The organism is Anaerotaenia torta (assembly GCF_050433395.1).
GTDB lineage: Bacteria > Bacillota > Clostridia > Lachnospirales > Lachnospiraceae > Mobilitalea > Mobilitalea torta.
The window spans coordinates 226,098-251,362 of the sequence record NZ_JBNPXH010000004.1 but is presented as its reverse complement, the minus strand read 5'-3'; the positions used below and the strand labels follow the sequence as shown (position 1 = coordinate 251,362).

Annotated in this window: 15 protein-coding genes; 14 read left to right on the top strand and 1 reads right to left on the bottom strand. The window is 45.9% G+C overall.

What is annotated here, in order from left to right; genetic code table 11:
- The first annotated feature begins 225 nt into the window (after positions 1-225).
- The 14 genes from HNQ56_RS09095 (at position 226) to HNQ56_RS09030 (ending at position 24,004) form a co-directional block, all read left to right on the top strand.
- Positions 226-1,440 (top strand): Ig-like domain-containing protein, encoded by a 1,215-nt coding sequence (locus tag HNQ56_RS09095; protein WP_429144824.1) that lies wholly within the window; start codon positions 226-228, stop codon positions 1,438-1,440.
- A 291-nt stretch (positions 1,441-1,731) separates the two neighbouring features.
- Complete coding sequence (locus HNQ56_RS09090) at positions 1,732-3,057, top strand: glycoside hydrolase family 125 protein (RefSeq protein ID WP_429144822.1); 1,326 nt, start codon at positions 1,732-1,734, stop codon at positions 3,055-3,057.
- Entirely contained in the window at positions 3,045-6,173 is a 3,129-nt protein-coding gene (locus HNQ56_RS09085) for an alpha-mannosidase (RefSeq protein ID WP_429144820.1), read from the top strand. Before HNQ56_RS09090 ends, HNQ56_RS09085 begins: the two co-directional genes overlap by 13 nt.
- Before the next feature lie 327 nt (positions 6,174-6,500).
- Complete coding sequence (locus HNQ56_RS09080; RefSeq protein ID WP_429144818.1) at positions 6,501-8,693, top strand: carbohydrate-binding protein; 2,193 nt, start codon at positions 6,501-6,503, stop codon at positions 8,691-8,693.
- Positions 8,694-8,745: 52 nt separating this feature from the next.
- Positions 8,746-9,822 carry a carbohydrate-binding protein gene (locus HNQ56_RS09075; RefSeq protein WP_429144816.1) on the top strand — a complete coding sequence of 359 codons (1,077 nt, stop codon included), beginning with the start codon at positions 8,746-8,748 and terminating at the stop codon, positions 9,820-9,822.
- Positions 9,823-9,843: 21 nt separating this feature from the next.
- Positions 9,844-11,355: an ABC transporter substrate-binding protein gene (locus HNQ56_RS09070; protein WP_429144814.1), complete on the top strand. Its 1,512-nt coding sequence runs from the start codon at positions 9,844-9,846 to the stop codon at positions 11,353-11,355.
- Between the two features lie 173 nt (positions 11,356-11,528).
- Complete coding sequence (locus tag HNQ56_RS09065) at positions 11,529-14,396, top strand: extracellular solute-binding protein (RefSeq protein WP_429144812.1); 2,868 nt, start codon at positions 11,529-11,531, stop codon at positions 14,394-14,396.
- Positions 14,397-14,411: 15 nt separating this feature from the next.
- Positions 14,412-15,320 carry a carbohydrate ABC transporter permease gene (locus tag HNQ56_RS09060; protein WP_429144810.1) on the top strand — a complete coding sequence of 303 codons (909 nt, stop codon included), beginning with the start codon at positions 14,412-14,414 and terminating at the stop codon, positions 15,318-15,320.
- Between the two features lies 1 nt (position 15,321).
- Positions 15,322-16,203 (top strand): carbohydrate ABC transporter permease, encoded by an 882-nt coding sequence (locus HNQ56_RS09055; protein WP_429144808.1) that lies wholly within the window; start codon positions 15,322-15,324, stop codon positions 16,201-16,203.
- 15 nt (positions 16,204-16,218) lie between these two features.
- On the top strand, positions 16,219-18,336 hold the full coding sequence (locus tag HNQ56_RS09050; protein WP_429144806.1) for a YIP1 family protein: 2,118 nt from the start codon (positions 16,219-16,221) through the stop codon (positions 18,334-18,336).
- An 11-nt stretch (positions 18,337-18,347) separates the two neighbouring features.
- Positions 18,348-20,963 (top strand): DUF5696 domain-containing protein, encoded by a 2,616-nt coding sequence (locus HNQ56_RS09045; protein ID WP_429144804.1) that lies wholly within the window; start codon positions 18,348-18,350, stop codon positions 20,961-20,963.
- Between the two features lie 2 nt (positions 20,964-20,965).
- Positions 20,966-21,904, top strand: a complete 939-nt coding sequence (locus tag HNQ56_RS09040; RefSeq protein ID WP_429144802.1) for a carbohydrate ABC transporter permease — start codon at positions 20,966-20,968, stop codon at positions 21,902-21,904.
- A gap of 24 nt (positions 21,905-21,928) precedes the next feature.
- On the top strand, positions 21,929-22,879 hold the full coding sequence (locus tag HNQ56_RS09035) for a carbohydrate ABC transporter permease (protein ID WP_429144800.1): 951 nt from the start codon (positions 21,929-21,931) through the stop codon (positions 22,877-22,879).
- 45 nt (positions 22,880-22,924) lie between these two features.
- Positions 22,925-24,004, top strand: coding sequence for a glycoside hydrolase family 76 protein (locus HNQ56_RS09030; protein ID WP_429144798.1), 1,080 nt, complete (start codon positions 22,925-22,927; stop codon positions 24,002-24,004).
- Between the two features lie 76 nt (positions 24,005-24,080).
- Here the strand turns inward: HNQ56_RS09030 and HNQ56_RS09025 are convergent, their stop codons facing one another.
- The gene (locus HNQ56_RS09025; RefSeq protein WP_429144796.1) at positions 24,081-25,196 is read right to left on the bottom strand and encodes a GntR family transcriptional regulator; all 1,116 of its coding nucleotides are present in this window, start codon (positions 25,194-25,196) and stop codon (positions 24,081-24,083) included.
- Positions 25,197-25,265: the final 69 nt, after the last annotated feature.

Here is a 25,265-nt window from a genome sequence, read left to right as displayed (position 1 = left end):
GGAAATAAATCCGTTATTGGTAATGACTGAGCGGGGGATTTACAATGGGTAATTAGTACTTATATGGTCATTTATGATAAATATGTGGATATCACTAAAAATGGTCCAAAATTTAGTAACAAAGGACGAAAATGTAATTCTATTACTTTTAATGATTGAAAAAGTCACAGCTATCATATAAAATTGCATTTGTACTGAAAAACAAACATTGGAGGAATGACCAACATGAAGTACCAGAGGACAAAATTGTTAAAAGTAATTGTTTCTTTCCTGCTGGTGATGGGGCTGCTGCTCCCGTCACAATTACCGGCAGCGAGTGTTCAGGCAGCGGCCAAGACAACGATTGATTCAGAGATGATGATCGGTACCGGAAGCACCTGGAGCGAATTTGGCGTCTATCAGAAGGATGCTAAATATGTGCTGGAAGTAAGTAATCCGGTGAAGAAAGCCACCTATAGCTTTAAGTCCAGCGATGAGAAAGTGCTGAAGCTGAAGGCCAGCGGAACGAAGGTATATCTTACAGGACTGAAGAAAGGCTCCGCAACGATTACCTGTTCCCAGAAGCTAAACGGTAAGACAACCAAGGTAGGAACCTGCAAGGTTACAGTAGTGGATCCGAGTCTGTACGCGGAGGAATACGACGGACTGCCGCTGGGTACGGCAAGCGGTATGTTTATCTATTACGAATGCCGTAATAACGATGCGACCTATACCTTTACTTCCAGTGATAAGAATTTCTCTATGAAGGAGAAGGTGGTAAAGTCAGAGTTAATGAATGGCTATTACCCCGAGCAGACCTATACGGCGAAGAAAGCAGGTACTTATACTGTTACGGTAAAAGAGACCTACAATAAGAAGACCAGAACCGTCGGCAAGCTGAAGTTTGTTGTGAAGAAGGCCTCTGTGGCGAAGGAATATGGGATAGATGCCGGAGAGATAATAGGAGCATTTTCTTTGGTTAATAATGCACGGGCTGATGTGAAATATTATTTTGAGGCAGATGATACCGGAGTGGTTATAGTAAAAGCGGATGGAGATGGATTTATTCTGGAAGCTAAGAAGCCCGGAACCGCGACAGTGAAGGTTTATGAGAACGCATCCAGTGCAGCCAAGGATAAACTCATCGGAAGCTGTAAAGTGACTGTGAAGGAGCTGAAGGCAGAGGACCTGAGCTGTGATTTGTCCTCGGATGAGACCTATGTCGGAGATGATGCAATCATCCTCCACGTATACAAGGAACCCTATAATGCACCGGAAGCAATTACCGTAACCTCTTCGGATTCCAGCATTGCAGAAGTGGGAGAGCTGGACGAGGACGGCAGAGTTGAGATTACACCTGTAGGTGAGGGAACAGTAAAGATTACCATAACCTGCGGTGAGATTACGAAGACGGAGACCATTACCGTCTATGCGGACGAAGATGCCATGTATGGCTGGTAGGAGCCGTTGATGGGGTTTTTGGTTCTCTTTGGAAGATAATAGAATATGAGTGAAAGCACAGGGGCCATCCCTTCAGCGCTGGAATATGCGGTGAAGGGATGGTTTTTTATCGGGTAGGATCCTGTTATAATGAGCATTAACAAAAAGGCGGTTTCTCAGGGACGCCTTTTTGTCGTTATGACCAAATGAAAACAGATTTCAAGGGAAAAACACATTGACATATCATATAAGGATATATATAATATATCATATAAGTTTGTGCAAAATGATATAAGAAAGGAATACAGACAGATGAATACTAAAATCCCTCCAATTTTACTGAGACGGGCCGACGAACTGGAGAAGTATTACCGGGAGAAGATGCCTTCGGCGGCACCTCTCATAAAGCAATGTTTTTTAAATACCATAGAGACAACGGTAAAGCAATTGGAAGATGGAAGTTATTTTGTCATTACCGGTGATATACCGGCTATGTGGCTGAGAGATTCTTCCGCCCAGTTGAAGCATTATATTAAATACAGCAAGGAGGATGAGCAGCTGGGGGCAATGATCGAAGGCGTGATTGAGAAGCAGGCGCAGATGGTATTGATTGATCCCTATGCCAATGCATTCAATGAGAGTCCCAACGGACAGGGACATAAGGACGAGACGGCGCTGAATGCTTCTGTCTGGGAGAGAAAATATGAAGTGGACTCCCTGTGCGCCCCGCTGTATCTCTTGCATACATATTGGAAGGAGACAGGGAAGAAGAGCTTATTCACGGAACAGATCCGGACGATGATCCGAACCATTCTTCGGGTGTTCCGTATTGAACAGGATCACAATTCCTCTGATTATACCTTTCGCAGATATAACTGTCCGGAAACAGATACCCTCAGCAATGACGGCAAAGGTGCGCCGGTTGCAATAACCGGTATGACCTGGTCGGGTTTTCGTCCGTCGGATGACCGGTGTGTCTATGGGTATTTAATACCGGCCAATATGATGGCGGTACAGGCGCTGGGCTATGCCTCCGAAATCTGTGCCAAAGGCTACCATGATATGGAACTGGCGCAAGAATGTGAAGCTCTGGCAGGAGAGATCAGGGAAGGAATCAACCGTTTCGGGCTGGTAGAGCATCCGGAATACGGAATGATATATGCGTATGAGGTGGATGGAAAGGGCAATTATGTATTAATGGACGATGCGAATTCACCAAGCCTGCTGTCCATGCCCTATTTGGGATATTGCGGCTGTGAGGATGAAGTATATTTGAATACAAGAAAATATATCCTGTCCAAGGAAAATCCCTACTATGCGGAAGGGGTTTATGCCGAAGGAGTAGGAAGCCCTCATACTCCCGAGGGATTTGTATGGCATATCGGTATTACGATGCAGGCATTAACTTCCGCCGATTCCAAAGAAGTTTTAGAGTGCGTCGAGATGCTTACCCGGACCCATGCGGGAACGAATTACATGCATGAATCCTTTGATCCGGATTCTCCTGAAGTATTTACCAGGGAATGGTTTGCGTGGGCGAATTCCCTGTTTGCGGAATTAATGGATAAGTTGTGCAGGGAAGGATTTTTTGAAGAGAAATTATGTCGGGAAAAGGAGCTGGAGAAATGTTGTTCTTAGAAGAAAGAATAGGGAAACTGCTCTCGGAACTGGAGAGGTATATTATCAGCAATGAGATTTCATTGCAGGAGTATGAGGCGGCCGGACTGTCGGAACCAATCCATGATATTACGGATGATTCTCTGAGATGGCATAAGGTGAGCGGATCCGTCCGGTGCGGAGGAGAAGGAAAGTACGATTACTACAGAACCAGATTTACGGTCCCGGAAGAAATGGCAGGGGAGGTGATGATTTACTGGTGGAAAACTCACAGAGGCACCCGGCAGGATACCACGAATCCCCAATGCTGTTGTTATATCAACGGACAGTTCGTACAGGGGCTGGATGACAATCACGAAAGAATTATTTTAACGGATCATGCGGTTCCTGGAACGGAATATGAGATCTGTCTGAGGGTGTACACCGGGCAGGAATATTTCTGGTCTTCCCTGGATTCCTCCATCGCGGTTCTGGAGACAGAGACGGAGAAGCTTTATTACGATCTGAAAGTGCCCTATGAAGCAGCCAGACTCTTGAAGAAAGAGGATGATTACATAACTATAATCAGGGGTCTGAATGATGCGGTGAACCTTCTTGATTTCCGTCAGGGATATTCGGAGGAATTCCGTCAGTCGGTAAGAGAGGCGGAGCGGTATATCCAGGAGGAATTTTATCAGAAGAAATGCCATAATAACGGACCGGTTGTATATTGCGTCGGCCATACCCATATTGATATTGCCTGGCTGTGGACAATTAAGGTGGCCAAGGATAAGGCGGTTCGAAGCTTCGGTACAGTGATTGAATTCATGAAGCGGTACCCGGAATACAAGTTTATGTCCAGCCAGCCGCACCTGTATAAAGCAATTAAGGAAATGCAGCCGGATTTATATGAAGAGATCAAGGAGAGAATCCGCAGCGGACAGTGGGAAGCGGAAGGCGGTATGTTTGTAGAAGCGGATTGTAATCTTCCCAACGGTGAATCCCTGATCCGTCAGATTGTAAAAGGAAAGCAGTTCTTCCGCCGGGAGTTTGGCGTGGATAATAAAGTGCTCTGGCTTCCGGATGTCTTCGGATATTCTGCGGCGCTCCCCCAGATCATGAAAGAATGCGGGCTTAAGTATTTCATGACAACAAAAATCAGCTGGAATGAGATGAATAAGATGCCCTATGACTCCTTCCGGTGGAAGGGAATTGATGGGACAGAGGTCTTGACTCATTTTATCCCTTCCAGTGATTATGACAGATTGCAAGTCAGTGATAACCGCTTTACCACCTACAATGCCATGCTGGAGCCAAAGCAGGTAAAAGGAGCGTGGAGCCGTTATCAACAAAAGGATAAAAATCAAGAGGTGCTCATGGCTTATGGTTTTGGTGACGGAGGCGGCGGCCCGACCAAGAATATGCTGGAGCACCAGAGGCGTCTGGAAAAAGGTATTCCAGGGTGTCCGGTGACGAAAACAGCTACCAGCCGGGAGTTTTTTGAAAAGCTGGAGGAAGCCGGCACAAAAGCGAAATTCCCCAGATGGGACGGTGAGCTGTATCTGGAATATCACCGCGGAACCTATACCTCGATGGGAAGGAATAAGAAATTCAACCGGAAAGCAGAAGTGCTTCTTCAAAATCTTGAATTAACAGGCTTCACAACAAAGCTTCTGATGGGCAGTACTTATCCGAAGAAGGAGCTGGAGGGACTGTGGGAGACCTTGCTGAGGAACCAATTCCATGATATTTTGCCGGGCTCCTCCATTCTTGAGGTATATCAGGATTCGAAGAAGGAATATGACGGCCTTTTTGCAGAAGGAAGAAAGCTGCTGAAGGAACGTCTGGAACAGGTGACGGAAGCAGTCCGGGTTCCTGCCGGCAGTGTGATAGTGTATAACATGAATGGTTTCCGATCCTCCGGATATGCGGTTGTCGTGGCAGAAGAGAATCTGGAAGGCTGTTATATCCTGGATGAGGAACAGAGCTATCCGCTGCAGAAGGTCGGCGACATGGAATACCTGGTAAAAGCGGATGAGATCCCTGCCATGGGTTATAAGGCGTTCCAACTGGTTCGGGATAAGAAGGCGCCGGAGAACCAGGTGTCCGTAAGCAGAGAATGCCTGGAGAATCGTTATATCCGTATTTTATTTAATGAAAAGGGATACATGGTATCTATTTACGATAAGCAGGCGGACAGGGAGATTTTGCAAAAGGATAGGCCGGGGAATGTTTTGATGACCTATGAGGATATTCCCCATAACTGGGATGCCTGGGATATCAATAATTATTATATGGAGAAATCCTGGGAGATAGGGGATGTATCAGAAATCCAGATCGAGGAAGGGGTTCACCGCTGCGGGATTGTAATTAAGCGGAATTATCTGCAGTCCACAATTGTGCAGAGAATTTACCTCTATCAGGATAGCCCGGTGGTTGAAGTGAAGAATGAGATTGACTGGAAAGAAAGCCATCTTCTTTTGAAGGCGCTGTTTCCGGTGGATATACACAGCTCTGAAGCGACTTTCGATATCCAGTATGGTAATGTAAAACGCCCCACTCATTACAATACCTCATGGGATTATGCCAAATTTGAGGTTTGCCATCATAAATGGGTGGACCTATCCGAAGATGATTATGGGGTAAGTATAATCAATGACTGCAAATATGGGTGTAATGTCCATGAGGGGATCATTGGCTTATCCCTGATCAAATCCGCTACTTCGCCGAATCCGGAGGCGGATAAGGAATACCATGAATTCACCTATGGAATTTATCCTCATAGGGGAGACTGGAAGAAAGCCTATGTGGCAAAAGAGGCATACCAGCTCAATAATCCCCTGTTTGGCTGCGTGAAAGAAACGGAGGGCGGGAGCCTGCCAGGTAATTATGGCATATGTTCCGTCGATGCGGATAATGTCATGGTGGAGTTGGTGAAGGAACCGGAGGATGGACAGGAGAATGCTGTTATTATCCGTTTGTATGAATATTTTAACCGAAGAACCAGGGTGAAGCTCCGGTTTTCCCATCCTGTGGCGGAGGCAGTGGATTGCAATATGCTGGAGGAGAAGAAAGCCTGCCTGGAGATTACAGACAATGAAGTGATCTTTGAGATTATGCCTTATGAAATAAAAACCATTCGTATTATTAAAGAATAAAAACGGAAGGAATAGAAATACAACATAAAATAGAGATTGGTATATCAAATATTACAAATTAAAAACCATTTGAAATACCAGTCTCTATTTGTGAAAAAGTTTACCATAAAAATACCGGATCATGAAAACGGTTTGTATATTAATAACATAAAAATAACTGTAAAAAAAATATATAAAAAATATTATGTGATTTATAACAAAATGAATTGACATATCATAGAATGGTATGTATAATATATATATCATTATAAAAGGGTGGCGACATCAGAACATTGCTGAGCGCACTTCCAATAACTTTATTCCAGCCTGTTTAGGAGACACGAAATGATGAAAAAGAAGAAATTGGTTATTGGTATGACTATTGTCGTAATTGCTATAATTGCCGTGATTGTGGTTTTGGCTGTGAGTTCCGCCAATAGCAGATCCACAGGCAGCAATAGCAATAGCACGGACAAAGCTTTGATTAAGCCGATCAATGCTTTTCAAAGAATTCCAATTGAGAGCTTCAATGAAAGGGAAGGCGTGATTGTGGAAGACTGCTCGGAGGATAACAGCCAGAGTATCGGCGGCGTCAGAGACGGTCATTATACGGCATATTATAATGTCGATTTCGGTGAGGAAGGGGCTGTTAAAGCTGTTTTTCGCGTAGCGGCCATGATGGCCGGGGGCGATATTGAGATTCGTCTGGACGGGATTGACGGTGAGCTGATCGGAACCTGTAAGGTTGTCACAACCGGCCCCAACTGGGAAACCTGGGTGAATGCCGGCTGTGATATATTGCCGACAACCGGAGTTCACGATGTTTATCTGATTTACCGAGGGGAAGATTATCTGTTTAATATTAATTGGTTTCGGTTTGCCAAAGACAATGGCAAGGAGATGAGGAGCGTTGCGTTGAGCAATTACTCACCCAGGGTTGGGGATCAGCTGACGGCCACCATCTCACCTGCCAATGCCATTGTTTCATATGAATGGCTTGTAGAGGAAGAGGTCGTAAGCATTGCCGAACATTACATAATACAGCCCAGGGATGCGGGGAAGACCCTGCAGGTCCGATTGAAGGGATTGGGATATACCACGGGTGAGCTGGTAAGCGAAGCTACCCGCCAGATACTGTCCGTTGATTATGAATTTAATGTGGAAGAAGCTGCTTATGAAAGCTTTTCCAGCTTTATTGACGAGTATTATTATTACAGTAAAATGAATAAATTTGGTTTGTTCCTGGGAACGGAATTCTGGGATCAGGCGGAGATATATGAGATCGTAATCGATGCTTACGAGAACACGGGGGACCCCAGATACAGGGATATGATATATGATATCTTTCGGGGATTTAAGCTGCACAATGGGGAGAACTGGGCGCACAATGAATACAATGATGATATTATGTGGATGGTGATTGCCTGTTCCAGAGCCTATTTGCTCACTGGGGACCCGGTATTTGCGGAAATTGCCCGGAGCCATTTTGATCTGGTATGGGACAGGGGCTGGAGCGATGATTTGGGCGGCGGGATTTGGTGGCGTACTGACAACCAGACTAAGAATTCCTGTATTAATGGCCCGGCAGTCATAGCGGCCTGTCTTCTGGCTGAAGCCCTGGGAGAAGATGCTTATTATGATAAAGCGGTGCAGATTATGGACTGGCAGGCAGAGCACCTGTACGATGCTGCTTCAGGTCAAGTGTATGATGCATACGATATTCATGGTTCAAAGAACCACTGGGCTTCTACCTATAACCAGGGAACCTTTATCGGAGCCAATATGCTGCTGTACGAACACACCCGGGATGAGCTGTATTATAACCGTGCCCGGTTGGCAGCCGATTATACCATCAATACCATGTATCAGGGCGGAGTTATGAATAATGAAGACAGCAGCGGAGATTTAATTGGGTTTAAAGGAATTCTCTGCCGCTGGATCTACCGGTTTGCCGTAAGATACAATCAGACAGATATTCTGGAATGGCTGAAGTATAACGGAGCCGTTGCATGGAACAACAGGAATAAAGCCGGTCTTATCTGGACGACCTGGAATACAAAAACCAGCGATACGGTTAAATATGATGTATTCGGAGCATCCTCGGCAGTTTCGCTTTTAAATAACAGCAGGACTAAGACAAGCGCAATGCTGGATGGATCTCAGCGAATTGAGATAGAAGCCTTTGATACCTGCAAAGGTATCGTAACAAAAGAGTGCTCCGAAGGGGGCAGGAGTGTGGCCGGTATCCGGAACAATGATTATACCGTGTATTACAATGTGGACTTCAAAGAGGGAGGCTTTACAAAAGCGTCTTTTCGGGCGGCTTCGGCGCGGCAGGGCGGAACCATAGAGATCCGCCTGGGAGGAGTGGACGGCGAGATCCTTGGAAGCTGTGAGATCAATACCACCGGAGGGTGGGATGTTTGGGAAACGTTTACTTGTGATGTAACAGATGTCAGCGGTATCCAGGAATTATATCTGGTATACAAAGGCAGCGATGATGATCTGTTTAATCTAAATTGGTTTGAATTAGTCCGGTAAGGAACAAATTCAGCCGCAAAAAAAGAAAGGGAGATTAGGTATGAGGATGGCAGTGAAGAAAAAAATTGGCGCTTTATTGATTTGTTTACTGGTATTTGGTTTGATTGGATGCGCTAAAGATACCGGTAAAGAGCCGGTGGACAGCAATGCCGTATTAGACGATAATACAGGTGATGCAGTACAGGATGAAACACCGGCAGAGGAAGCGCCGGAAGAGGAGGCGCCGGCAGAGGAGGCACCGGCAGAAGAAACACCCGCGGATGCTGAGGCTGAACCGGAAGAGGAGCCGGAAGCAGTGGTAAAAGAAAAGAATGCAAAAGATGTAATTAAATTTGCTGAAAATGATTTATTAGAAGGACTGGTAGTGGAAGACGGCTCCGATGAAGATGGGGGGCAGACAGTTGGCGGCGTTAATAACGGTGACTATATTGCTTTCTATCAGGTGAATTTCGGAAACGGCGGTTTTTCCAAGGCTTCCTTCCGGGCGGCCTCCTGGTATGAGGAAGGCGGAGATGTTGAAATCCGTATCGGCGGCGTTGAGGGTCAGCTGGTTGGAACCTGTCATATTCCGGGAACCGGTGATTGGAGCATCTGGCAGACCTTTGACTTTGAGGTGGCGGATCTGGCATCGATTGAAGGAGTTCAGGACGTTTATATGGTATTTACCAATGGCGGTGAATGGTTATTCAATCTCAACTGGTTCCAGTTTGCAAAAGGGCCCCATGATGCGGCAGCAGTCATTGAAGCAGAAGATTATACGGACGGCTTTGATCTGGTTGTGGAAGCCAATTCCGATACGGAAGGCGCTATGGGAATCGGCGGCATTAACAACGGCGACTATACTGCGTATCATATTAACTTCGGTGACGGCGGATATAATAAGGTGACCTTCAGAGTAGCTTCCTGGTACATGGAAGGCGGAGAGGTTGAGATCCGCTTGGGCGGCATTGACGGAGATCTGGTGGGAGTTTGTAAAGTGCCCGGTACCGGTGATTGGAATATATGGGATTCCGTTACCTGTGAAGTGGAAGGTCTTGCATCTCTCACAGGGGAACAGCTGGTATATCTGGTATATACCAACGGAGGAGACTGGCTGTTTAATATGAACTGGTTCCAGTTTGAAAAATAAAAAAGGGGGATGAATAGGAAGATGAAGAAAATAATTAGCTTACTTTTAGTATGTGTCATGATATTAGGTCTGGCCGCCTGTTCTCAAGATGGAGATAAGGATAAGAAACCGGAGACACCGGACCAGGTGACTGAGGCTCCCGGCAGTGAAGAGGTGACCCCCGATGCAGAGGGCGAAGGCGAGCCCGAGGATGATACGGATCTTAATGCACCTCCGGTAGTGGATCTGGACGGTTATGAATTTGTGGTGGCAGATGTGAATGAGAACCGTTGGTTTCCCAAGGAAGGAAGCTCCGAAGTTGCCAACGCCATTATTGAAAGAGTAAAATGGGTTGAAGATACCTATAATTGCAAGATTACATACAGAAATCATAATGAGACAGAGTTTTCCGATGCAGTATTATCCGGTGATAAATATGCGGATATTATCATCTGCCCCACCTGGGAGATCGGAAGACATGTAAACGGCAAAAGGGTAATGGATATTACCAATGTTCCCGGCCTGAATTTTACAAAATCTTATTGGGTTGATTATAATAATATCCAGCTGCTTGCTTATGGGGATCGTATCTATGGAATGGGCGCTCCCTTTGCCAGCCAGAACGATGAAGTCTTCGTAATGTTCTTTAATAAAGCGATCATCGAGGAATTGAATCTGGAAAGCCCCTATGCTCTGGTTGAAAGAGGGGAATGGACCTTTGATAAATTCCTGGAATACCAGAGAGCGGCTGCGAAGGACCTGAACGGTGACGGTGTCATGGATGAGAATGACCGTTATGGACTTGCTACCGGTCATGACTGGGATGTCTCAGTGGTTTTATATCTGGCTTCCGGTAATAAAGTCATTAAGCAGGAAGCGGACGGGTCCATTACCTTTGGCGTTAATACTCCCGAAGCCTTTGAGGCGATTAATACCATTAAGCAGATGGTAGCAGTTGGCGATACCTTCTATCCGAAGCCGGAAGGCTCCGATATGGATGCCTATGTGGAAGCTTTTGCGGAAGGGAAATCCCTTTTTTATACCTATTCCAGAGGCAGGGGCGTGGCAGACAAGATTTATGAAATGGAAGATGACTTCGGTATTGTTCCCATTCCCATGGGCAACAACACCAATACCTATCAGTGCTGGGTAAGCCATGATGCGCCCAGTATGGCGGTGCCCATTACCAATCCGGATATCGAGAAGACGGGTATTGTGATCGAAGCATTGGCTTATGCGGCCCAGAAGGAGAATGATATTGCGTTTGAGGAGTATGTGCTTACAAAGCTGAGAGATGATGAATCTGCAGAAATTCTGAAGCAGGTAAACCAATATGCGGTATCCGATCTTTGCTTCATCGGACAGCAGATGGTAGGCTCCATCTACTCCGGCTTAAATATTATTCCCAATACATGCTTTTATCAGCCGACGAACGAGGTAGCATCCATGGTTGCCGAGGTTGAAATTGCGGTAGAAACAGGCATTGAAGAATTTGTTCAAAAGATGCAGGGCATCTATGAGGCTGAGACAGGAGAGACTGAGGCAGCAGAATAAATTAATGGAATGATTAAAGCGTTACAAGGTTTTTGACGCTTTAATCATCAAAATGAGGGATTCAAATCACTGATTTGTGAGGCGCGGGCCTCAGTCATATTGAGAGGTTTGAATCCCTCTCCTTGAGTTGGCAGGCATTGAAGAAAGGCATGGTTATTGGCATGGGATTGAAGATGAAAAGGTTGGCCGGTATGGTTTTTCTGCTTTCCGCGTTCTGCTTTATATTATTTTCCATAAAGGGCAATAGAGCACAGGCTGACAGTAAAGAAACGCCGGAGGAGAAGAGTCTGAATTATTACGGGGGAGATACCTACTCCGGGTACCTGGCAATGCACCAGAATGCCGGCGCCGGTGCGGATGTCCATAGAATTCCGGCAGATCATTATTCGGAAGCCGCCGGAGAGATAAGCAAGGCGGACGGCCCGATAGATAAGACGCCCGGCAGCGGCGCATATGAAAGTATTATTTATACCGGAGAGGAAAGCAGTGTTTCATGGCAGGTGACCATTGAAACAGCGGGAATGTATCATATTTCAATTGACTATCTTCCGGCTGAAGGTAATGACAATAGTATGGAACGAAATATTTACATAGATGGGAAGATACCCTATAACGAAGCACAATTTATCACATTTTCACGGGTTTGGGCTGATGAGGATGAGATCAGACAGGATGTGAACGGCAATGACATCCGCCCCAGACAGATAGAAGCGCCGGAATGGAGAAGTGTTTATCTTTACGATGCATCCAGATATTATAATGAGCCTCTGGAATTCTATCTGGAGAAGGGGACCCATACCATAACGCTGGAAGCGGTTCGTGAGCCGATGTATATCGGGCAGATCACGGTTGGCAGGAGGAAGGAATTACCGGACTATGCCCAGGTAAAGGCGGAATATGAGAAGAAGGGTTATAAAGCTGCTTCGGCCAAACCCATTAAGGTGCAGGCAGAGAATATGCACCGGAAATCAGATTACACCCTGTATCCCGCGACTGACCGTACCTCACCTGCAACGGAGCCCCAGGATGTGGCTGCAGTAAAATTGAATACAGTCAGTGAAAGCAAGTTTAAACTGGCCGGACAATGGGTCAGCTGGAAGCTGGATGTCCCGGAGGACGGGCTGTACACCATAGCGCTCCGCTATAAACAGAGCATTCTGTCCGGTGTATATTCCAACAGAACACTGAGGATAGACGGCGAGATACCCTTCGAAGAAGCAAAATCGCTGGCCTTTCGATACAGCAGTGACTGGATCGTGGAGAACTTCGGTAACGGGCAGGAGGACTATTTGTTCTATCTGGCGGCAGGAGAACATGAGATCAGCCTGGAAGTAACCCTGGGAGAGCTGGCCTCCTCCATTGCCCAGGTAAATGACAGCCTGACGGTATTAAATGAGATATACCGGAATGTATTGTTAATTACCGGTGCGGAGCCGGATATTTACAGGGATTATAATTTTCACCGGCAGATCCCGCGGATCATAAACCTGATGGGAGAGCAGGCGGAGGTAATTGCCGGAATATCAAAGCAGCTGGAAGAAATCGTGGGCCGTAAGGGAGAACAGACGGTCATTCTGGATAAATTGCAGAGCCAGCTGGAAAGAATGCATAAGAATCCCAGGCAGATAGCCAGTAATTTTACCGCGTTCAAGGACAATATCGGTAATCTGGCAAGCTGGATTTTAACCATCAGCGAACAGCCCTTATCCATTGATTATATTTATGCGGCTCCCTCCGGGAATAAACTGCCCAATGCGGAGCGGGGATTCTTTGCTAATCTGTGGTACGAAATAAAAAGCTTTGTGATGTCCTTCTTTGTTGATTATGCTGCTTTGGGACTGACGGGAAGTGATGATAACACGGAGGCTGCGGCATCCGTAGAGGTCTGGATTACATCGGGAAGGGATCAGGCCAACATACTTAGGCAGATGATTAACGACAGCTTTACCCCGGAGAAGAGGATCCACGTTGATCTAAAGCTGGTAAATGAAGAAAGCTTACTGCCCTCTGTTCTGGCAGGGCAGGGACCGGATGTTGCCCTGGGCAATCAGGTGGGCATGCCGATTCAATATGCAATTCGGAATGCGGTGGTCAATTTGGATGAATTTGAAGGGTTTGATGAAGTGAAACAGCGCTTTCACGAAAGTGCAATAGTTCCCTATGAATTTGAGGGAAAGACCTATGCCATACCGGAGACCCAGACATTTCCCATGATGTTCTACCGGAAGGATATTTTTGCCCAGTTGGGAATCGAAGTTCCCCAGACATGGGATGATTTTTATAAAGCAATTGCGGTTCTGCAAAGGAATAACCTGGAGATCGGTTTTCCCAAGGGCTTTGCAGGAACACAAATTTTCTTATATCAAGGCGGGGGATCCCTATATAACCCTTCCTTATCTGCATCAACCCTGAACGGAGATCAGACCATTGATGCCTTCCAGGAAATGATAGAATTATTTACAACCTACAAATTCCCCCGGGATTATAATTTTTCTAACCGTTTCCGTACCGGTCAGATGCCTCTGGCGATTCAGGATTATACAGAATACAATATACTGACTGCTTTTGCCCCGGAGATTAAGGGATTATGGGGATTTGCACCCATACCGGGAATTCTGGAGGAGGATGGGACCATCAACAGGGCGGCTGCAAGTGTGGGAACCTGTGCAATGGTTCTCTGGGGGGCCGAGGACAAGAATGCCTCCTGGGAGTTTTTGAAGTGGTGGACCTCTGCGGAAATCCAGGCAAGATTTGCCCAGGAGATTAAATCGGTTCTGGATAAGGCCGCAATGTATGCTACCGCCAACAGGGATGCCATCAAGAGTCTGCCATGGACCAAAGAGGAATACAGCAATCTATTGATGCAATGGAACCATATCCAGGGGACACCGGAGGTTCCAGGCGGGTATTATGTATCAAGAAGTGTGGAATTTGCCTCCAATATCGCCTATGAGACCGGGGACGGTGAGGTGCTGATGGATTATGCAAAGGAAACCAACGAAGAGATTAAAAGAAAACGAGCAGAGTTCGGGCTTGAATGATAAGGAGGAAATGAGTTGAAACAATATACAAGAACGAAATTATGGCATGAGATAAAGCGGAATAAGAAGAGTTATTTATTTGTGGCTCCCTATATGCTGATGTTCTTCTGCTTTACCGCATTGCCGGTTATCATTTCCATATATTTGAGCTTTACCTCGTTCAATGTGCTGGAGCCTCCCGTATTTATCGGATTGGAGAACTACATAAGACTCTTTCTCAAGGACCGGATCTTTATGGATGCCGTAGGAAATACCTTTATCATGGCGGTCATCATTGGTCCGGTGGGATATCTTATTTGTTTATTCCTGGCATGGATGCTGAACGAGCTGCCCAAGCTGTGGAGAACCATCTTAACCCTGGTTTTTTATGCACCGTCCCTATCCGGTAATGTCTACTTTATTTTCCAGTATCTGTTTAATAATGATGCCCAGGGATATATGAATGCCGTATTAATCCGTTATGGTATCATACAAGCTCCGATTCTATGGTTCCAGAATGAAAAGTATATGATGGGACTGATTATTGGAATTGCCCTGTGGACCAGTGTGGGGACAACCTTTCTGTCCTTTATTGCCGGGCTTCAGGGAATTCCCGATTATCTGTATGAAGCGGCGGCAATTGACGGAATTAAAAACCGCTGGCAGGAGCTGTGGTATGTAACACTGCCGTCCATGAAGCCCCAGCTTATGTTCGGTGCGGTCATGAGCATTACCGGAGCCTTTGGGGTAGGAAGTATTGTCACGGCCCTGGCCGGATTGCCTTCCACCAACTATGCGGCTCATACGGTTTTCAACCATCTGGAGGATTATGGCCGGGTGCGTTTTGAGATGGGTTACGCCTCAGCCATAGCAACCATACTTTTCGTCATTATGATAGGCTCCAATAAAGTGATACAAAAGGTTATTTCGAAGGTGGGTGAGTAAGATGGCAAATAAGAAAAAAATAAAGCTTTCGAGACGTACGCGGGGGGTAAAACGGTCTTACGCCACCGATATGGGAATGTATCTGCTGCTGATGCTGTTTGGAGTTATTATGGCATTGCCCCTGGTATATGCAGTCAGTAATTCGATGAAGCCTCTGGAAGAATTCTTTTACTTCCCTCCAAGACTTTTTGTAGAGAATCCCACTGCAAAGAATTTTACGGATCTATTCCGTCTGATGTCCGATTCCTGGGTACCCTTCGGAAGATATATTTTTAATACCGTGTTCATTACGGGGGTGGGGACCGCCGGCCATGTTTTTGTTGCATCTCTTTGTGCCTTTGCCATGTCAAAGCATGAGTTTCCGGGCAAGACGATTTTATTCAGCATGGTTGTATTATCCCTGATGTTCAATTCGGCGGTAACGGCTATTCCCAGCTTTTTGATTTTTACCAAGCTGAATTGGATTGATTCCTATAAATCAATTATTATTCCGGCGTTCTCTTCCGCCCTGGGTCTGTACCTGATGAAGCAATTCATGGATCAGATGGTTCCGGACAGCATTTTAGAAGCAGCGAGAATCGATGGAGCAAAGGAGCTGTATGTATTCTGGAACATTGCCATGCCCATGGTAAAGCCGGCGTGGCTGACCTTAATTATGTTTTCCGTCCAAGGCCTGTGGGGAATTGGCTCCAGCGTCTATATCAGAAGCGAGGAGCTGAAAACGGTGAACTATGCACTCTCCCAGATTATGAGCGGCGGGATAGCGAGAGCGGGTGCAGCTGCAGCGGCACAGGTACTGATGATGATTGTTCCGATCCTTATCTTCCTGTTTACGCAGTCTAATATTATTGAGACCATGTCCACATCTGGTATGAAAGATTGATAGGGAGGAAGCAGGATGTTGAAAAAGAAACATATTTTTCTATTCATAGGAATGGTGCTGTTCCTGGTGATGACAGGCGGTGCGGTGAAAGCTTATGCCTATGTGCCTTATGAAACCTATACCTATGATGCCTTGGGATGGTTTTTTATATCGCCCCATGCCTATGAGCCGGAGGGAGTAATGAATGCCTACGACCTTGGCCTGGAGACCGCTTTAAATTCACCGGGGGATATTACAACCGATGATCAGGGATATATCTATATTGCAGATACGGGCAACAGCAGAATTCTTGTACTGGATGAAAATTATCAGCTGGTACGGAACATAAGCAGCTTTCTGGATGAGAACGGAGAGGAGCAGACCTTTAACCAGCCGGGGGGTGTTTTTGTATCCGGTGACCGCAGTCTCTATGTGGCGGATTCCAAAAACAGCAGAATTGTTGTATTGGATGCGGAGGGTAAGCTCATAAGCATCCTGCCGCCTCCCGCTTCCGATGTATTGCAGGGATTGATCTATGAACCGTCGGCCGTGGCTGTGGATGAATACGGCCGGATTTATGTAATTGCCAGGAGCACTAATATGGGTGTAATCTCCCTGGAAGAAGACGGAACCTTTGTAGGGTTTATAGGGGCCGAGAAGACCAGGGGAAACTTTATGGATATTATATCCGATCTGTTCCGGACCGAGGCTCAGAAAGCCCGCTCCGCTCAAAATGTACCGACGGAATATAATAATATAGCCATTGATAAAGAGGGGTTTCCCTATGTAACCTCCAGTGCCCTGGAGGCCGGTGCGCAGTACGGCTCCATGATGAATAATGATACCTCCGCAACACCCATAAAGAAGCTGAATCCCGCCGGGGTTGATGTATTAAGAAGAAACGGCGCTTTTGGCCAGGGAGGTGACATAGAATTTATCGGGGATGTTTCCCGGTTTATTGATGTGGCCATCGGAGAAGACGGTACCTACAGTGTTTTGGATTCTACCAGAAGCCGGGTGTTTACGTATGACATCAATGGAAATCTTCTCTATGTATTCGGAGGCTCCGGCACTCAGGCGGGAGTATTCAGGAGGCCGGTGGCTCTGTGTTACCATGGCAGTGATCTTCTGGTTCTGGATGCCACCACCGGCGCGGTTACCATATTTACCAGAACCGCATACGGCGATAGTATTGCCCAGGCCTTAAAATACCAGAATGAACGGAATTATACGGCGGCAGCACTTCAATGGCATAAGGTATTGGAGCTGAATTCTAATTTTGAACAGGCTTATTCCGGTGTTGCCTCTTCCTATATGCGGTTGGAGCAATACGAGGATGCTATGGTTAACTATAAGCTGGGGAATAATCTGAAGGGTTATCGTAAGGCCTTTACCGAATACCGGAGGGAGCTGATGGCGGACTACTTCCTTTTAATTCCCGTGGGAATGCTTCTGATTGTCCTGGGTCTTGGGTTTCTTATCAGGAGAGTTAAGAAAATAAACAACGAAGGCTGGGGAAAGCATGGCAAACGAACCTTGAAGGAGGAATTGTGCTTTTCCTACTACACCATGTTCCATCCCTTTGACGGTTATTATGAGCTAAAGAGAGATAACCGGGGAACCATGAGGGGCGCACTGGTCATCTTCGGGCTGGCTATCTTTAATTATTTATTCAACCAGTTTGCCAGCGGTTATATGGTAACCGGCATGATCTGGAGAAAGATCAGCCTGTATGATGCGTTTATGTCCGTGGGCTTTTTGGTTATCTTATGGACCGTTGCCAACTGGGCGCTGACTACCTTAATGGATGGCAAGGGGAAGATGCGTGATATCTTCATCGCTACGTCATATTCCTTGATGCCTATGATACTCCTGGGAATACCGGCGACTATATTATCCAACTTTGTTACCTCGGGGGAACTGCAATTCGTATTTTTCATGAATAATTTGGGATTATATTGGACTGTATTTCTGATTTTCTTTGGAGTGCTTACCACCAACGAATATACCCTGGGTAAGAATACGCTTACCACCCTGCTGTCACTGGTTGGTATGGGCTTCATCGCTTTTATCGGAGTTCTGTTTATCAATGTGTTAAGTGAAATGTGGGAATTCGGAAGAACCATTGTCTTTGAAATTATTTATAGAATTTAGGAGGGATGAATATGCATATGGTAAAGGGAAGAAAGAAGATAATCCTTAGCGTTGCCGTAATTGCTGTCATTCTTGCCGGTATACTGGTGATATGGGGCTTATCTTCAAAGACAGTGCTGCAGGGGGTGCCGCGGCCTGACCGGACGAAGCGGGATACCCTGGGAAAATACAAGGATATCGCGCCGGGCAGCGGTCTGGAGCCGGCGGCAGAGAATGATGTACTTAAACTATATTTTGACAATGAAACCGGCGGTATCGCCGTGGAAGATAAGGGCAGCGGTGAGATGTTTTATTCCTCCCCGCAGAATGCCATGGAGGATGCCAAAGCATCCGATACCATGAAGAAGCAATTAAGCTCGCCCCTTCTGCTGACCTATTTTAATCTGAACTCAAAAACGACGACCATTTTTGACAGCTATACCAATGCTTTTCTATTGAACCAGATATCCTGGGCAAAGATTGAGAAGGGCATCCGGGTTAATATGGTTCTGGGAAGAGAGGAAGCCTCTAAGCTTTTACCAGAGCAAATCAGCGCGGCAAGCTTTGAGGAGCTGGCGGCCCAGGTAGAGGAAAGCAGCGGAGGAAGCGCGGCCAAGAGAATGAAGGCTTTCTATCTGCTGTACCGTATGGAGGAGGCGGATGAGGAACAGAAGGCGAAATATCCCGGTCTTAACCATACGGATCTCTATTCTTTAAAATCCTCCATTACCGACAGAGATAAAAGAACCCTGGAGGAGTATTACAAAAAGGCAGGATATACCTATGAGAAGATGGAGCAGGAATATGAAGAGCTGGGATTTGTCTCGGCAGCGGAGAGCTTCCCCTGCTTTAAGACTTCCATTGACTATGTTTTAGAGAATGCTTCTCTCGAAGTTATTCTGAATACCGGTGAGCTGGAATATGACAGCAGCCAGTTCTATTTGACCTATCTGTCTCTCTTGCCATACTTTGGAGCTTCCGGGGGAGAAGAGGACGGCTATGTATTTCTTCCTGATGGTTCGGGCACTCTCATTGATTTTAACAATGACGGAAGAAAAAACACCTTTCTTACCCGGGGTAAGGTCTATGGTTATGATGCTGCCGAGAGCAATGCGGATAGGGGAAGCATCAAAAATGAGTTTCGTTATCCGGTATTCGGGATCAAAACAGAGAACAAGGCCATCATGGGAGTGATTACCGAAGGGGATGCCCTATCCGGTATCAATTGTGAATTGGGAAATATCAGTCATTCCTATAACACCGCCTATGGGGACTTTATGCTTCGGTATAACGATAAATTTATGGCCTCCAACGCCTTTGAACAGGACCCCTGGATTGTCTATGATAAAAAGGGTTATGACGGCATTATCGCAATGAAATATTATTTTCTTACCGGGGAGGATGCGAATTATACAGGTATGGCTAAGGCTTACCGATCCCACCTTCTGGAGGAAGGAAGCATTGCGAAGATAACGGATCAAAGGGAAGTTCCCTTTATGCTGGAGACCATCGGCACGGTTAAGAAACCGGTCAAGACTTTGGGCATACCCCATGTAGCCAATGTTGCCATAACCTCCTTTGAGGATGCCGGGAAGATGATGGAATATTTTCTGGATCAGGGCGTATCCAATCTGAAGCTGCGGTATCGTGCCTGGTATAACGGGGGCTACTATCATTCGGCTGCTTCCGATATGAAGGTGGAGAGTGCAGTCGGCGGCAAGAAGGGGTTGAAGGAGCTGGCTGCCAGGGCGGAAGAACTCAATGTGGAATTATATCCGGACGTGGACTTCCTCCTTCATGACTATAACACCCGGTTTGATAATTTTAATGCCAACAGGGACGGAGTGCGTACTTTGTTTCAAAAGACCGGATATTATCCGCAGTTTATCGCACCCCTCCTGAAAATGGGTAACTGGTATTACAGTGTGAATCCCCAGGTGGTATTGTCTTATTACGAGAGCTTTACCGTAGATTATAACAAAATGGGAATTGACGGCATATCCCTTGGCAGCGCCGGTGAGGTCTTGAATTCCAATTATAAAAACAGTAATTATGTCAACCGGGAGGACTCGAAGAATATTACCATGGAGATGCTGAAGCGGGCACAGGATCAATACAGCAATATTCTTGTGGACGGCGGCAATGCCTATACCCTTGGCTTCACCGATTATATTCTGAATCTCCCGACAACGGACAGCGCCTACCTTATCGCCGACCGAAGCGTTCCCTTTATACAGATTGCATTGAACGGTTATATTGAGTATTCGGGAACCGCCATTAATTTATCCAGTGACTGGAGGAAAGAGCTTCTGACCTGTCTGGAATACGGAACGTCTCCCTACTTCCTGTTATGCTATAATGACAGCTCCCTGCTGAAGGAAAGTGAAATCTACGATTCCTACTATTCTGTGAATTTTGATATTTGGAAGGAACAGGCGGTGTCAATATACCGGACGGTCAATGAAGTTCTGTCGGGAGTCAGGAACAGTTCCATCCAAAATCATGAAAATATAGCGGAGGATGTCTACCGTACCGTTTACGATAATGGAACCGGGATTTATGTAAATTACTCGGATGAAATTGTTGAGATTGATGGACTGACAATTGCTCCTATGGATTATGCAGTTGAGCAGATAGGAGGAAGATAATTATGGCCGGGTTTAAAAAGAAAGGAATATCGTTAGAGGCAAAAAAGGCAAGAATGGGATGGTTTTTCGTTGCACCGCTGGTATTGGGCTTCTTCCTGTTCTTTCTGGGGATCATTTATAATTCCTTAAAATTCAGCTTTATGGATGTGCAGACAGATCCTGCCCAAGGCATTCTGTTACGGAATATTAAGTTCGAGAATTACTCCTATATGCTGACGGTGGATACGGATTTTGTGAGGAATCTGAGAAATTCCGTCCGGGATATGCTTTATAACATCCCCATCACCATTATGTTCAGTTTATTTGTTGCCATCCTCTTAAATGGTAAAATGAAGGGCCGTGGTTTATTCCGGGCAATATTCTTCATTCCGGTTATTCTGGCCACGGGTATCATTGATAAGGCGGATGCGATGAATTCCGTATTGAATGCTTATCAGGGAATTGATGTCGGTGAGAGTATGAGCGCTGCATTTGAGATGGACAGTCTGTTTAATACGGCCAGCCTGACCTATTATTTTTCCGGTATACTATCCTTCAGCCCCGCGCTGACCAGTATGACGGTCTCGGTAGCCTCCAATATCTATCAGGTGGTGAGCTCCTCCGGTGTGCAGATTCTGATCTTTCTTGCCGGCTTGCAAGGGATATCACCCTCCTTATACGAGGCTGCGCAGATTGAAGGCTGCTCCCGATGGGAATGTTTTTGGAAAATCACCTTTCCCATTATCAGTCCGTTGATACTGACCAATGTAGTGTATACGGTGGTGGATTCCTTCACCAATGAGAGCAATGTCATCATGAATACCATTTCCACCTTCCTGAGCAGGGCGGAATATGGAAAAGCCTCCGCAACGGCATGGATGTATTTCCTGGTGATCGGTTTACTGATGGCAGTGGCGGGAATGGTTGTGAAGAGTTTTGTATTTTATCAAAATAGAGAGTAGGCGGATGGCCTGTGGAGGTTAAAAATGAAGAGGACAAGAGGGAAACAAACCTATCGGCGGATGGCTGAAATGACGGTTACGAGTGTTTTAAAATACCTGCTCCTGGCCGGATTGTCGTTTATCATATTGTATCCCCTGCTGTTAAAGCTTTCGACCAGCTTTATGACCGAGGAGGATATGCTGGATACTCTGGTGGTGTATATTCCCCGTAACTTCACTTTGGATAATTATAAAGTGATTGCGGAGTATACCCAATATTTTACCGGGTTAAAAAACACGTTTATGATTTCCGTTTTCTGCGGTGTGGTACAGATGTTTATTTGTTCCTATATCGGATACGGGCTTGCCAGATTTAAGTTTAAGGGCAGGGGCCTGGTGATGCTGCTGGTATTCTTCACCATCCTGGCGCCCCCGTCCACCTTTCAGACATCTATGTATTTAAAATTCCGTTATTTTGATTTTTTGGGTATTATCAGGCTTTTGACGGGAAATACGGTGAATTTGATGGATTCCTTCTGGCCCCTGGCAATTCTGTCCTTTACGGGATTTGCTTTTAAGAACGGTTTATTCATATTTATGATGAGACAATATTTTAAAAACGTACCGGAGGAACTGGAAGAAGCGGCCTATGTGGACGGATCGGGGATTATACGGACTTATTTTAAGATTATACTTCCCCTGGCAAAATCCATGATGCTGACCGTATTCCTGTTTTCCTTTGCATGGCAATGGACCGATACTTTTTATACCAGGATGTTTTTCAGCAGAATACGGACCTTATCCAATGCCTTACTGAAGGGCTTTGAGGGAATGATGGTTGCCGGCAAGACCCTGGGATTAAAGAACGGCCAGCCCTTAACGGTTGCCTACACCGGAACCATGAGTCTTATGGTGATTGCCCCTCTGATTATCATGTATATCTTTGCTCAGAAGAGCCTGACGGAGGGAATTGAAAGAAGCGGTATTGTTGGATAATAGTGCCTGCAGCCAAAGCTTGCAGGCAGTGAGAAAGGTGAGGTTATGAATAGGAAAGAGAAGAATTATACGGCGGGAAAGTTAGAGACTTATTGCGATTATGCGGAATGGGCTCAGGAGAAATTGTATGAAAATTATTGGGTAGAGAAGGAGCAATGCGTAAGTAATTATTATCCCTTTCAGCCTGAACGGGAAGAGGGCCTGAATTATTGGTGGAAGGCTCATGCGGCGGATGCAATGATTGACGGTCTGGAGCGCACCGGGCGGCAGGAGTATGCATTAAGGGCAGAGGCAGTGATTGACCGGGTATTTGCACGCAACGGTTCCCTCTTTAATGAATTCTATGATGATGAAGAATGGATGGCTCTGGCCTGCCTGAGGTTATACGATATAACCGGCAGTGAGCGGATGAAGGAATATGCCCTCCGTCTTTGGGAGGATATTAAAACTGCCTGGTGGGAGGATGAAATCGGAGGTCTGGCATGGAAGAAGGATGAAGGCAGAAAAGGCAGAAATGCTTGCTGCAACGGTCCCGCCGCCATTCTGGCTGCCAGATTGTATCAGCGGTTTGCGGATGAGAGCGATTTGGAATGGGCACGGAAAATCTATGCCTATGAAAAAAAATATCTGGTTGATCCGGACAATGGGCTGGTTTATGATGGTATGGCAGTCCGGGGGGATAAGACCCTGGATATTAATAAGGCCTGGCTGTTTACCTATAATGCGGGTACTTATATTGGAGCGGGAGTTGAGCTCTGCCGTATCACCAAGGAGCGGCATTATCTGGAGGATGCAATCAAGACAGCGGAAGGCTCCATGAAGGGCCTGGTTAATGAAGACGGAGTGCTGAAGAGTGAAGGAAACGGGGACGGAGGATTATTCAAGGGAATATTGATCCGCTATATGGAGCAGCTCTATCAGGTTAATCAGGAGGAGCGGATTGCAGACTTTATAAAATATAATACGGAGAAGCTGATTTTGGAAGGAAGCACGGAGGAACAGGGATTGTTTGGTCAGGTATGGACCAAACAGCCGCAGCTGCCCCTGGATGTTACCTGCCAGTTAAGCGGAGTATTTTTGCTCGAAGCAGCGGCCAGGATCGCTCCGGAAGGCAGTCTGATTTAGTTTTTTCATAACTTGACAGATACAAAAAGGGCACATCGTTTTCAGGATGTGCCCTTTTATAATAGGAAATTACGCCTCACGGCTGGTGATAGGTAATAATTTGATAGGGAATTAAGGTGGTTTCCGGAACATGATTTCCATTCATCACTTCATTCAGTATATCCACACTGGTTTTCCCTATCACGTACTGCTCCTGTGCTACATAAGCAAATTGGGCAGACAGATTGCAATCCGCAATACCGTCAAAGCATACAATAACCTTTTCCTTTTCTGTATTCAATTCTTTCATTGCTTCATAAATGATTTTGGCGATACCGTATTCAACAGCAAAATACGCAGTTGTTTTCGGATTTTCCGCCATATATGCCTTGACCATATCCACATCCCGGCGAATCAGATCTTCTTTTTTCTCATCAAAGTCCCAATAACTGGGCAGGGTAGAGACCAGATTGGCAATCCGGTTTCCTTCGTTGGTGATAACCCCCCGCTCTAGATGACAGTCGATAAATCCCTTATGCCGTTCCAGCAGGGTAGAGGTATCATTGCTCAGCGGCGCTGCATAGCAGATATTCGTATGGCCCAGATCAAATAAATAATTCGTAAGCACCCTGGAGGCTTTATAATTATCTGTTCCCACAAAAGGAATTGGGATTCCTTTTAATTGCCGGTCAATCAAAACCATAGGAAACTTTTTCAAGGACAGTTTCAAGATCTCATCATTATAGATGTCATCATGCACGCACATTATGATCATGCCCGATACATCCATCTCCAGGAAGCGCTTGATGGCGCTGGTTTCCTTTTCCTTTTTTCCATGGGAACATTTTAACACCATGTCAAATCCGTATTTATTGCATCTTTTTTCTATGCCCAACAGGATATCGGAGCCAAAATTGCTGCCAAAGGAATCAAACAAAACGCCGATGGTTTTATTTTCCTGATGCACCTTGTTTGCCGGTTCCTGCCCATCGCTTTCATTGCCAATAACAAAGGATCCCTTGCCTGGTTTTCGGACAATCAGCTTTTGCTCAGCCAACATTTCCAGGGCTTTTTTGCTGGTTATTCTGCTGACCCCATATAGCTCCGATATTTTAAATTCTGATGGTAAACAACTCCCAGGCGGATATTTGTTACTAAGAATATCGTCCAGCAAATCGTTATAGATTTTTTTATATAGTGCTTCTTTATCCATATTTCCTCCCGGCAATATACGCTAATGATATATACATTATATATATAGTATCAGAGGTTGCCCAATTCG